General features: G+C 72.4%; 7 protein-coding genes. 4 read left to right on the top strand and 3 right to left on the bottom strand.

Annotation, left to right across the window (positions count from 1 at the left end; genetic code table 11):
- Positions 1 to 26: 26 nt before the first annotated feature.
- On the bottom strand, positions 27 to 1,841 hold the full coding sequence (locus ACFV04_RS31670) for an alkaline phosphatase family protein (RefSeq protein ID WP_380534220.1): 1,815 nt from the start codon (positions 1,839 to 1,841) through the stop codon (positions 27 to 29).
- 239 nt (positions 1,842 to 2,080) lie between these two features.
- Positions 2,081 to 4,495 (bottom strand): ricin-type beta-trefoil lectin domain protein, encoded by a 2,415-nt coding sequence (locus ACFV04_RS31665; RefSeq protein ID WP_380534218.1) that lies wholly within the window; start codon positions 4,493 to 4,495, stop codon positions 2,081 to 2,083.
- A 587-nt stretch (positions 4,496 to 5,082) separates the two neighbouring features.
- On the opposite strand from ACFV04_RS31665, the gene ACFV04_RS31660 reads away from it, so the two are divergent.
- The 4 genes from ACFV04_RS31660 to ACFV04_RS31645 all read left to right on the top strand — a co-directional run bounded on the left by ACFV04_RS31660 (position 5,083) and on the right by ACFV04_RS31645 (position 10,289).
- Positions 5,083 to 6,132: a substrate-binding domain-containing protein gene (locus tag ACFV04_RS31660; protein ID WP_380534216.1), complete on the top strand. Its 1,050-nt coding sequence runs from the start codon at positions 5,083 to 5,085 to the stop codon at positions 6,130 to 6,132.
- A 145-nt stretch (positions 6,133 to 6,277) separates the two neighbouring features.
- Positions 6,278 to 7,870, top strand: a complete 1,593-nt coding sequence (locus ACFV04_RS31655; protein ID WP_380534214.1) for a sugar ABC transporter ATP-binding protein — start codon at positions 6,278 to 6,280, stop codon at positions 7,868 to 7,870.
- Positions 7,867 to 8,907 (top strand): ABC transporter permease, encoded by a 1,041-nt coding sequence (locus tag ACFV04_RS31650; RefSeq protein WP_380534212.1) that lies wholly within the window; start codon positions 7,867 to 7,869, stop codon positions 8,905 to 8,907. Before ACFV04_RS31655 ends, ACFV04_RS31650 begins: the two co-directional genes overlap by 4 nt.
- 575 nt (positions 8,908 to 9,482) lie before the next feature.
- Complete coding sequence (locus ACFV04_RS31645) at positions 9,483 to 10,289, top strand: DeoR/GlpR family DNA-binding transcription regulator (protein WP_380347473.1); 807 nt, start codon at positions 9,483 to 9,485, stop codon at positions 10,287 to 10,289.
- Positions 10,290 to 10,308: 19 nt separating this feature from the next.
- Here ACFV04_RS31645 and galK read toward each other — a convergent pair whose 3' ends face one another.
- Positions 10,309 to 11,454, bottom strand: coding sequence for a galactokinase (galK, locus tag ACFV04_RS31640; protein ID WP_380534209.1), 1,146 nt, complete (start codon positions 11,452 to 11,454; stop codon positions 10,309 to 10,311).
- Positions 11,455 to 11,508: the final 54 nt, after the last annotated feature.

Below are 11,508 nucleotides of genomic sequence, written 5' to 3'. Positions count from 1 at the left end.
GTCCGGCCCCGCCGCACCGGGGGCCGTCAGCCGACGGTCAGGCGGACAGGCCCGGCCAGCACCGTGTAGCCGTCGTTGGCGAGGTAGTAGGCGTCATACGCGCCGGCGCCGTTCAGCTTGCCGGTGGAGAAGGTGACCGCACCGCTCTGGTTCGGCGTGTAGGCCCAGGTCAGCGAGGACCGGGCGCCCGGGGTGACGCCCGCCGGGTAGACGCCGACCCAGTTCTTCGCCCCGGCTTGCGGGGCGTTCGGCAGAGCGTAGCGGAGGGTGACGTTGCCGCCATTGGCCACCGCGTTGAGGTCGCCGGTCAGCGTGGGCGCGGTCGCCCGGGACGGCGCGAACGCGGCGTTGAGCGGCGTCGCGTAGGTGTCGTTGGCCGTCAGGCCCGGCAGGCCGAGGGCCGCGTCGATGGTGCGGCCGACGCTGTAGTGGTCGTAGTGCAGCGGGCTACTGGTTCCGGCCGGGACGGTGCCCTGCGAGCCGACGACGACGGTGGCGAGGTGGTTGTAGGCCTCGGAGTTGCTCTCGTCCCAGGTCAGCAGTAGCAGCGAGCGCTGCTGGGTCCAGGCCGGGGAGGACAGCACGGGGGCGAGGGTCTGCTGCAGCCAGCCGTCCTGCACCTTCAGGCTGGTGGCGCTGCCGTTGCCGGAGGCCTCGCCGTCGTAGTAGTCGTCGGCGGCGATCCAGGAGAAGTTCGGGGTGGTGGCCGCGGACCGCAGGTCGGTGGTGAGCTGGGTGGTGTCGACGAGGTGCGCCGCGCAGCGGGCCGGGTTGCCGCTGATGTCGGTGTAGTTGATGAACGGCGCGTCGTCGGGCTCGTAGTAGCTGTCTGCGCTCTTCCCGGTGTTACAGGGGGTGCCCATGCCCTGCTCGTAGGCCTTCCAGGTCTTGCCGGCCTCCTCGATGGTGTCGCCGAGGTTGCGCTGCGGGGAGTTGATGTTGGGGAAGTAGACGGCGCCCTTGGCGTAGGTGTCACCGCCGGCGATGGAGAGGTAGTTCTCGTCGCTCGGGTGGTAGGTGCCGTGGGAGTCGGTGAGGGTGGCGCCCTGGGACATCAGGCCGTGGATGAACGGCGTGCCCGCCGGGTCGTTCATGATCTGGGCGTAGTCGGTGTTCTCCATCATGACGACGAACACGTGGTCGTAGCCGGGTACGGCGGACGCGGGCGGGGTGAGCGGCGCGGGCGCGGTGACCGGGGTGTCGAGGGTGAGCGAGAGGTTGTCCAGGTAGCCGCTCTCGCTGGAGGTGGACAGGAACTGCGCCTCGACCTGGATCGACCTCGTTCCGGCCGGGACGGCGCCGGTGGTGCTGCGGGAGAGGAACTTGGTGGACAGGCCGCGGTCCGTCGCGGAGACGGTCGGCAGATTGGCGGTGGCGCCGAGCGGCCGGCCGGCCGCGTCCTGGAAGTGCAGGCTGACGGCGACGTAGCCGCCGTTGATGGTCCAACCGCCCAGCCAGCCGGAGAGGTTGAAGTGCACGCCGCCGCCGTCGATCGCGGTGGCGGCCGAGGACACGTCGACGGTCTGGGCCATCGAGCCGTCGCCGAAGTTGCCGGGCCCGAAGAAGGCCTTGCCCGGTGTCCGGCCGTCGCTCGGCAGGCCGAAGGAGGCGACCGAGTGGCACATCGCGTCGATGGCGCCGGCCTGGACCGTCCAGCCGGGGACAGTACTGGCCGCGCTCCAGTCGCCGGTGCAGTAGCCGCCGGCCTCCGCGTCGCCGTTGGTGATCAGGTTGCCGCTGCTGCCCGTCGCTCCGGCGGTGGCGGGAGTGGCGACGACCAGTGCGCCGACCAGGGGCAGGGCGGCGAGCAGCCCGCCGATGGTGCTCGAGCGCAGTCGCATAGGGGTACCTCGTCCCGTTGGTGAGGGGTGGGCCACATGGCTGTTCGCCATGAGCGGGACATAAGTACCGGTCGGCGCTGTCCAATGGAAGAACACCGACCGAACGTGGCCAGACAACTTTGAGCGTGCGGGGGTGCGGTCCGGCCCCGGGCGGGGTGCCGCTCGGGGCCGGACAGGGTGCCGCTCGGGCCCGGCAGACCGCGTCGGACCGTGTCGGATCGGCCCGGGCGGTCAGGGGGCTACGGCAGCGTCCAGCGCTGGTTGGCGCCGCCGTTGCAGTCCCAGATCTCCAGCGGGGTGCCGTCGGCGGTGGCCGCGGCGGGGTCGTCGAGGCAGCGGCCGGACTGAGCGCTCTTCAGGGTGCCGTCCGGCTGGGGCGTCCACTGCTGGTTGGCGCCGCCGGTGCAGTCCCACAGTTCGACCGCGGCACCGTTGGCGGTGGCGGCGCCGGTGACGTCGAGGCACTTGCCGTTGTGGGTGAGGGTGCCGTTGGAGCGGGTCCACACCTGCTCGGCGGATCCGTCGCAGGCCCAGAGCTGGACGGCGGCGCCGCTGGTGCCGGCGGTGGGGCGGGCGCAGGTGCCGGGCAGTGCGGAGGCGATCGGGCCGGTGTGGGTGGTGGGCGTGCCGGGGGTGAGTGCGAAGTTGTCGAACTGGTCGGTCTGGTAGCCGGTCACGCCGAGGCCGGCCCGCCCGTTGGTGAAGCTCGCGTCGGTCGCGCTGCCCACGGCGGCGCCGTCGATGCTCGCGGTGAGGGTCGCGTCGTCCAGGGTGAGCGCGACGGTGTGCCAGCGGCCGGTGCCGAGGGCGGGGGTGGTGCCGCTCGCGAGCGTGGTGAAGTTCCAGCTGGTGTCGCTCTTGTCGATGGACCAGGCGCCGGTGTCGCTCACCCGCAGGTGGTAGGCGTTCAGGCCGTTGTTGTTGCGGCCCTGCTGGTTCACCCGGCCGAGGAGCTCGACGGTACTCGACTGCTCGAACATGGTGTCGGCGGTGACGGTGTAGTTGGACCAGCTGCCGTCGCCCATCATCGTGTACGGGGCGTTGTACGGCTCGTCCGTCCAGTGGATCGGCCTGGTCGGGGCCATCTGGCGCAGGCAGGTGCCACTCCGGCCGCCGCCGCAGGCGACGGTCTGGAAGGCGCCGTTCATGTCCGAGAAGTACGTCGGCGAGGTGGTCGTCGCGGGCGTCTCGAAGCCGTCCGCGTAGGGCAGCTTCATCGGCGCGGCGGCCGGCGGGGTGGCGGTGCCCTTGCCCTGACCGGTGGTGGTGGTCACGGTGTAGACCCGGCCGGGCTGCAGGGTGAGGGTGTAGCTGCCGTGCGCCGGGGTGATGTCCTGCTGGTGGACGAACCAGTCCGCGGGGTCGGTCGAGTCGAGGTCGGTGGACCAGACGTGGACCTTGCCGGTGGACAGGCCGCCGGTGACGGTGAAGCTCGCGGTCTGGGCGGCGGCGGCGTCCAGGGTCTCGATGACGGTGCTGTAGTCGCGCTTGTTCGGGCTCTTCAGCGTGACGTAGCTGCCGTTGGCGCGCGCACCGCCGAGGTAGCCGCTCGCGGCGTCGATGTAGCGCCAGCCCGGTTGGGTGAACTGGGTGGTGTGCGCGGTGACCCAGGTCGTCCTGCCGATGCCGTAGTTGCCGGACCAGGGCTGGTTGGCGATCGACATGCCGTCGGTGGAGAAGAACAGGTCGGGGTAGAGCGCGGCGATGACCGGCCAGTTGAGGAACGAGGTCATCTTTCCGTCGAGGTAGCCGCGGTTGATCCCGCGCGCCACCGCGGGGGCGCCGCCGTCGGCGTCCTCGGAGCCGTTCTCGCTCGCCCACAGCGGCTTGCCGAGCGCCTGGGCGTTCGCCGTGCTGGGGCAGTCGGTGAAGGAGCTCATGTACCCGCAGGGGTAGTGCACGCCGACGATGTCGACGGCGTTCTTGAACGCCGGGTCGGTGGCCATGGCGTCGGCCACGTCCCAGGTGTCGTCGGCGGCGACGACCTTGGTGGCGCCGTAACCGCGGGCGACGAGCGTGCTCTTGAGGTTCTCGTACCAGGCCTTGTCGAAGCTGCGCTCGTTCCACCCGCCGAGGTAGGAGACGTTCAGGTGGTGCTGGGCGGCGCAGCCCATCCAGTCCATCAGGTAGCCGATGGAGTCCTGGGACCAGAAGTTCCCGCCGCTGCCGGTGTTGCCGATCCAGCCGGGGGCGCCCCAGGACAGGCCGTAGAACGTGATGTCGGGGTTGCGGGCCTTGGCCTGCTCGGCCACCCACCACTCGTAGCCCTGGTTGCAGTCGACGGTGCCCCGGGTGTGCTCGATGCTCGGCTCGGCGCCGTCGGTGGAGTTGGTGTCGCCGCCGATCTCCAGCTTCAGCACCTGCAGCGAGGCGCCGTAGCCGGGCTTGAACAGGTAGTCGAGCAGCTGGCTGCGCTGGGGCTCCGGATAGTCCACCAGCAGGCGCGAGTTGCCGCCGCCGCCGGAGATCGCACCGACCCCGTCGAAGGTGAGGCCCGGCTTGGTGCCGTCGACGGTGACGGCGGTGGTGGTGGCGGCCTGCGGCGCGGCGGCCCGGGCGGCCGCCGGCGCGGTCAGGCCGCCCAGCGCGCCGGCGAGGACGAGTGTCGCACTCAGCGCGGTGCGCCAGGTCGAGGTCGGATGTTGACGGCCCATGGGCGTCTCCGGGGTGGGGTGAGGTGGGGTGGGATCCGTGCCGGGTCGGGTCTGCGGGGGTGGGGCCACCGGGACTCGGCGCCCGGACCGGACGCATGGATGTTGCCGGCGGGTGCATGCCGACATGCCGGGGAGGACAGTAGACCCAGCTTTCAACAACAATCAACAACTTCGGATGAAATACAACGCGATCGGCCAGCCGACCGACAGCAGGCGGCGGCCGCCCCGGGGCGCCGGCCGGGTCCCGACACCCCTTCGCCGCCATGCCCCTGCCAGGCGCTATTGACGCCGCCCCGGCTTTGCTCGAAGCTGTCCAGGGCAAGAACCTACCAATCGGTAGGTTCTGTCGAACACGCCTACGACCTGCTTCGATCCGGGGGATCGAGGCTCGGCTCACCGGCCTCGCGCCGAGCCTGCGGCCCGGCGGCATAACGAGACGGTCTCAATGGGCTCCCAACCCGAAACTTGAGCTTGACTCAGCTCCAGGACAGGCGCTTTCTTATGACACGTCGCGTTTGATTGCGATGCTTTCTGATTGGTTCTGTTGCTTCTAGCCGATCAGTCCCACACCCCCAGGAGCCCCCACCATGCACCTCTCCCGCCGCGCCCGTCTGGCCTCGCTCACCGCGCTGACCCTGGTCACCTCCTTCGGCCTGACCGCCTGCTCCACCGGACAGACGTCCTCCAACAGCGCGGACGCCCCGGTCGCGCCGGTGTCCGGCAAGGTCACGATCACCTACCTGCAGAAGCAGGGCGACCAGCAGTACTTCGTGGACGAGGCCGCGGGTGCGAAGGCCAAGGCGGCAGAACTGGGTGCCGACCTGAAGGTGGTGAACCTCGGCAACGACGCCAACAAGACGGTCGGAGAGGTGCAGGCCGCGATCGCGCAGAAGAGCAACGGCCTGATCATCGTGGTGCCGGACCCGGCGGTCGGCCCGCAGGTGGTCCAGACGGCCCGGGACGCGAAGGCCGCGCTGCTCACCTCCGACGACCAGGTCTGCGCGAGCGGACCGGCCCCGGCGCAGTGCGCGGCCGGCGACCTGGTGCCCCGGATCGGCTTCTCCGGCGAGCAGATGGGCGGCGAGGTCGGCAAGCGCGCCGCCGAGGAGTTCAAGAAGGCCGGCTGGAACGCGGGCGACACCCGGATCATCTCCGCCTGGAAGCAGGACGTCACCGTCTGCGGCGACCGCGTCAAGGCCGCCCGGGCGGCCTTCGACCAGGCCGTGCCGGGCGTGCAGCTGATCGACGTCGCGACCGACAACACCCCGACCGGCGCGCAGGACAAGGTCGCCGCCACCATCACCGCCAACCCCGGCGTCAAGCACTGGGTGACGTGGGGCTGCAACGACGAGAACGTCCAGGGCGCCGTCACCGCCCTGCAGAACGCCGGGATCAGCCCGGACGACATCGACGGTGTCGGGCTGGGCGCCTACCTGGCGTGCAAGAACTGGGCCTCCGGCAAGCCCTCCGGCATGAAGGCCGCCCTGTTCATCAACGGCAAGGACGTCGGCGCCCTGTCGGTGCAGACCATGTACGACAAGCTCAAGAACGGCAAGGACTTCCCCAAGGAGGCCTTCGCCCCGACCAAGATGGTCGACGCCGCCACCTGGCAGTCCGCGGGCGTGTCCTGCAGCTGACACCGCGTCGAGCCGCCGGTGCGGCGGACGGGCACCGACCCGCCGCGCCGGCGCCGCTCCCGGAGACCGTACGCACGACCGCCGGCTCGGCCGAGCGCGCACGGCTCCCCCAGACCGTACGCACCGCACTGCCAACGAGGCCCCGATGACCACACCCGTACCGTCACCCGTACCGCCGGCGAGCGGCTCGCCCGGCCTGAGTGCCGAGGGCGTGTCCAAGCGCTTCGGCTCCGTCCAGGCTCTGAAGGACGTCACCCTCACCTTCCCGCCCGGCCGGGTCACCGCCCTGATGGGCGAGAACGGCGCCGGGAAGTCCACCCTGCTGCGCATCCTCACCGGTGACCACCACCCCACCGAGGGACGCGTCCTGCTGGACGGCGAGGACGTCGACCTGCACTCCCCGCAGGACGCCCGCCGCGCCGGGATCCGGATCATCCCGCAGGAACCCGAGATCATCCCGCACGTCCCCGTCGCCGAGAACGTCTACGCCGGTTCGCTTCCCCGCACCGGTCTGCGCCGTCTGGACCGCGCCGAACTGCGCCGCCGGATCACCGCGGACCTGGCCCGCCTCGGCTTCGACAAGGTCCTCGACCCCGACCTCCTCGGTTCCGAACTCACTGCTGCCCAGCGCCAGTTGGTCGAGATCATGCGAGCCCTGACCGGCTCCGTACCCCCTCGCGCGATCGCCTTCGACGAGCCCACCTCCTCGCTCTCCGAGCACGAGGTCGAGGCCCTGTTCGCCCTGATCGGACGGCTCCGCGACGAGGGCATCGCGGTCGTCTACGTCTCCCACCGGATGAAGGAGATCTTCCGGCTCGCCGACCGCATCGCCGTCCTGCGCGACGGCCGGGTCGCCGGGGTGGTCGAGGCCGCCGCCACCGACGAGAGCGAACTCGTGCGGCTCATGGTCGGCCGCGACCTCTCCTCGCTCTTCGTCCGCCAACAGGTCGCCACCGACCGCGTCGTCCTGGACGTGCAGGGCCTCACCACCGACGACGTCCACGACATCAGCCTTCGGGTCAGGGCCGGCGAGGTCGTGGCACTGGCCGGCCTGATCGGCGCCGGACGCTCCGAACTCGCCCTCGCCCTGGCCGGCGACACCCCGATCCGCTCCGGCACGGTGTCCCTCAACGGCGAGGTCCTGCGGCTGAAGGACCCGCGCGCCGCCATCGCCGCCGGAATCGGCCTGGCCCCCGAGGAGCGCAAGGCCCAGGCGCTGTTCCTGCAGCGCACGATCCGCGACAACACCTCGCTGGTCAGCCTGGGTCGACTGCGCCGCTGGCGCTTCGTCAAGCACCGCCAGGAGAGGGCCCTCGCCCAGGAGTACGCCGACCGGCTGCGGGTGCGCGCGCCCTCCATCGAGGCCGAGGTCCGCACCCTCTCCGGCGGCAACCAGCAGAAGGTCGTCCTCGCCCGCTGGCTCGCCCGCAAGCCCGACCTGCTGATCCTCGACGAACCCACCCGCGGCGTCGACATCGGCGCCAAGGCCGAGATCTACCAGATCATCGCCGACCTCGCCCGCGAGGGCACCGCCGTCCTGGTCATCTCCTCCGAGCTGCCCGAGGTCCTCGGCCTCGCCGACCGGGTCGTGGTGATGCAGAACGGCCGCACGACCGGCGAACTGACCCGTGAGCAGGCGACGGAGGAGGCCATCCTCGCCCTCGCCATGGCCGACGACCTCGCCATGGTCGACGACCTCGCCACCGCCGCCCCCGCCCAGACCGGAGAGACCCGATGACCACCGCCACTCCCCCGACCGCCCCGGCGCCCGACGCCGGAGCCCTGCCCGGCCGGTCCGGCGGCCCGCGCGCCCTGTTCGCCGCTGTCGGCGGCCAGAACCTCAGCCTGATCGGCGCCCTCGTCGCCGTCGTCGGGCTGTTCGGCTGGCTCAACCCCAACTTCGTCGGCTGGGACAACGTCCAGGTCATCGCCGAGGCCGCCACCATCTCCGGCCTGCTGGCCGTCGTCCAGACCGTCGTGATCATCTGCGGCGGCCTCGACATCTCGGTCGGCTCCCAGGCCGGCCTGGCCTCCGTCACCAGCGCCATGGTCTTCACCTCCACCGGCGCCAACCCCTACCTCGGCATCGGTGCCGCGCTCGCCGTCGGCGCCGGCATCGGCCTGTTCAACGGGGTCGTCATCATCTACGGCCGGGTCAACCCGACGATCGCCACCCTCGCCGGACTGGCCGCCTACAAGGGCGTCGCCCAGCTCGTCTCGGACGGCCGCGCCCAGGGCTACGTTCTCAACGACCCGGTCTTCGTCTTCCTCAGCCGGGGCAAGATCGCCGGCCTGCCCACCATGGTCTGGCTGCTGATCCTCACCGCCGTCGCCGTGCACGCCCTGCTCACCTACACCGACATCGGCCGCAACGTCTACGCCATCGGCGGCAACGACACCGCCGCCCGGCTGGCCGGCATCAACCTCAACAAGTACCTGATCGCCGCCTACGCCCTCTCCGGCACCGTCGCGGCCCTGGCCGGGGTGCTGCTCACCGCCCGCACCGGCAGCGGCCAGCCGGTCTCCGGCAGCGAGGGCCTGGAGCTGCAGTCGATCACCGCCGCGGCGCTCGGCGGCTGCGCCCTCAAGGGCGGCAAGGGGAGCATCGGCGGCACCCTGCTCGCCGTGGCGCTGCTCGGCGCGTTGCAGAACGGCCTCACCGTCCAGGGCATCAACGCCTTCTGGCAGAACGTCGCCCAGGGGTCCCTGCTGGTCGCCGCCGTCGTCATCCAGCAGCGCCGCAACCGCGAGCGGGCGGTCGGCCTGCCCGCCTGACCCCGGACCCCGTGCGGCGGGGCACCGCACCGCACCGCCGCACGGGAACCGGACCTCCCGGGAACCGCGCCTCCCGGGAAGCCGGACCTCCCCGACGCGCGCCGCGCGGGGCCGCCTCCCCCACCGGGCCCGCCCCGCGGACGCCGGGATCCGGTGTCCCGTTGGTCCGACTCCCCTGACGTCCGCCCCGGCCGGTCGCGTGGCCGGTCCCGCCGCACAGTGGCAGCGGGTCCGGAGCCGGCCGGTGGCGGAACGAGCGGTCGGCCGTCGAGGGTCGGCCGGACCGCGAACGGAACTGCCGGTGCCACCCCTGAGCGTGGCACCGGCGGTTCCGTGCATCCGGGCGGGTGCGGCAGCTCCCCGCCCCACGGCCTCGGCCGACGGACGTGGGAGGCACCGACGTCCTGGAATACTGGATCATGTCGCGACCGGACGCGGCCCGGACGCCGACGCGAACGTTCCGGCCGCCCCGCCCCTCCCGGAGCGGTCGCGCGCGTCCGTCCACGACCGTGACAGGGTCGACCCCCGGAAGGAAGCGGGAGCAACCAGGCACCCGTTCGATCGAAAGGGCCTCCGTGGCTGATCAGAGTTTGCTCGCCCCGCAGCGCCAGGCGCTGATCCTGGAGGCCATCCGCAAGGCCGGCGCGGTACGCGTCGCCGAACTGGTCGAACAGTTCGGCGTGTCGGACATGACGATCCGCCGCGACCTGGACGCCCTGGCGCGCCAGGGCTCCGTGCAGAAGGTCCACGGCGGCGCCATCGCGCTGGGAGCCGCGAGCACGGACGAGCCCGGCTTCGACGTCAAGTCCGAACTGGAGGAGGGCACCAAGGCCGCCCTCGCGGACGCGGCGGCGCAGCTCGTGGAACCGGGCAGCGTGGTCGCGCTGTCCGCCGGCACCACCACCTACGCGGTCGCCTCCCGACTGCTGGAGGTCCCGCAGCTGACGGTCGTCACCAACTCCCTGCGGATCGCGGACCTGCTGTGGGCGGCCGAGAGCGACGGGCGGGAGTCCGTCCCGTCGCTGCTGGTGACCGGAGGGGCGCCGACCCGCTCCGCGGCCCTGGTGGGGGCCCTCGCGGACCAGACGATCCGCACCCTCCACGTGGACCTGCTCATCCTGGGCGTGCACGGCGTCAGCGAGCGGGCCGGGCTCACCACGCCCAACCTGGCCGAGGCACAGACCAACCGGGCCCTGATCGCCTCCGCCCGCCGCACCGTCGTGGTCGCCGACCACACGAAGTGGGGCGTCGTCGGCCTGAGCAGCTTCGCGACCCTGGCGGAGGTCGACTGCTTCATCACCGACGACGCCCTCCCGGCGGCGGCCCGCAGCGAGCTCGCCGACGCGGTCGGCGAGCTCGTCGTGGTGCCGGCCGCCGGCTGACCGGGCCGCTCCGGACCGGTCAGGCCACCCGTCGCGCCCCCGCCGACGGCAGCGCGGTGAAGGCCACCGGGGTGGCGAAGCCCGCCGAGCGGAAGGCCGACCGCACCGCTTCCGCGACCGGTTCCACGTCGGCGGCCCCGACCAGGGCGATGACGGACCCGCCGAAACCGCCGCCGGTCATCCGGGCGCCCAGCGCGCCGGCGGCCACGGCGGCCTCGACCGCGAGGTCCGTCTCGGGGCAGGAGACCCGGTAGTCGTCGCGCAGCGAGGCGTGTCCGGCCGTCAGGATCGGCCCCAGCGCCGCGATCCGGCCGCCCTCCAGGTGCGCGATCGTCTCGACCACCCGCTGGTTCTCGGTGACCACGTGCCGCACCAGCGGGGCGAGTTCCCGGGGAAGGCGCGCGAGGGCCGCGGTGAGGTCGGCGGCCGGCAGGTCGCGCAGCGCGTCCAGGCCGAGCAGGCCGGCGGCGCGCTCGCAGCCGGCCCGCACGGCGGCGTAGGCGCCGTCGCCGAGGTCGTGCTTGACCCGGGTGTCGATCACCAGCAGCCGCAGCCCGGCCGCCTCCAGGTCGAGCGGGACGTGCCGCTGCTCCAGCGTCCGGGTGTCCAGGAACAGCGCGGCGCCGTCGGTGCAGCAGGCGGAGGCCATCTGGTCCATCACCCCGCAGGGCACGCCGACGAAGGCGTTCTCGGCCCGCTGGGCGACCAGGGCGAGTTCCGGCGCGGACAGGCCGAGCCCGTACAGGTCGTCGAGGGCGGCGGCGGTGGCGCACTCCAGGGCGGCGGAGGAGGAGAGCCCGGCTCCGGTCGGCACGTCGCTGTCGAAGAACAGGTCGGCGCCGCCGACCGGGTGCCCGGCCTCGGCGAGGGCCCAGAACACGCCGACCGGGTAGGCGGCCCAGCTGGTGACCACGCCGGGGGCCAGGCCGTCGAGCGCGAGGTCGGTGATCGTGCCGTCGCCCTGGGCGCTGTACAGCCGCACCCGGCCGTCCTCGCGGCGGCGGGCGGTGACCTCGACGCGGTGCGGGAGGGCGACGGGCAGGACGAAGCCGTCGTTGTAGTCGGTGTGCTCACCGATCAGGTTCACCCGGCCGGGAGCGGCCCACACGCCGCTCGGCCGGGCGCCGTGGACGGCCTCGAAGTCGATGGCGGCCTGCTCGGTCATCTGTTCAGCTCCCGTACGTCGTGCGCGTGCGTCGTTTTCGGCTCCCGCGGGGGC

This window comes from Kitasatospora sp. NPDC059599 (assembly GCF_042735125.1).
Classification (GTDB): Bacteria; Actinomycetota; Actinomycetes; order Streptomycetales; family Streptomycetaceae; genus Kitasatospora.
The sequence above is the reverse complement of the archived record's forward strand: the minus strand, read 5'-3'. Positions and strand labels throughout refer to the sequence as shown.

What these genes read in the sequence shown, in the direction of transcription:
- ACFV04_RS31670 (WP_380534220.1), bottom strand. Translation starts at nt 1,841, where the DNA reads ATGCGACTGCGCTCGAGCACCATCGGCGGGCTGCTCGCCGCCCTGCCC.
- ACFV04_RS31665 (WP_380534218.1), bottom strand. Translation starts at nt 4,495, where the DNA reads ATGGGCCGTCAACATCCGACCTCGACCTGGCGCACCGCGCTGAGTGCG.
- ACFV04_RS31660 (WP_380534216.1), top strand. Translation starts at nt 5,083, where the DNA reads ATGCACCTCTCCCGCCGCGCCCGTCTGGCCTCGCTCACCGCGCTGACC.
- ACFV04_RS31655 (WP_380534214.1), top strand. Translation starts at nt 6,278, where the DNA reads ATGACCACACCCGTACCGTCACCCGTACCGCCGGCGAGCGGCTCGCCC.
- ACFV04_RS31650 (WP_380534212.1), top strand. Translation starts at nt 7,867, where the DNA reads ATGACCACCGCCACTCCCCCGACCGCCCCGGCGCCCGACGCCGGAGCC.
- galK (WP_380534209.1), bottom strand. Translation starts at nt 11,454, where the DNA reads ATGACCGAGCAGGCCGCCATCGACTTCGAGGCCGTCCACGGCGCCCGG.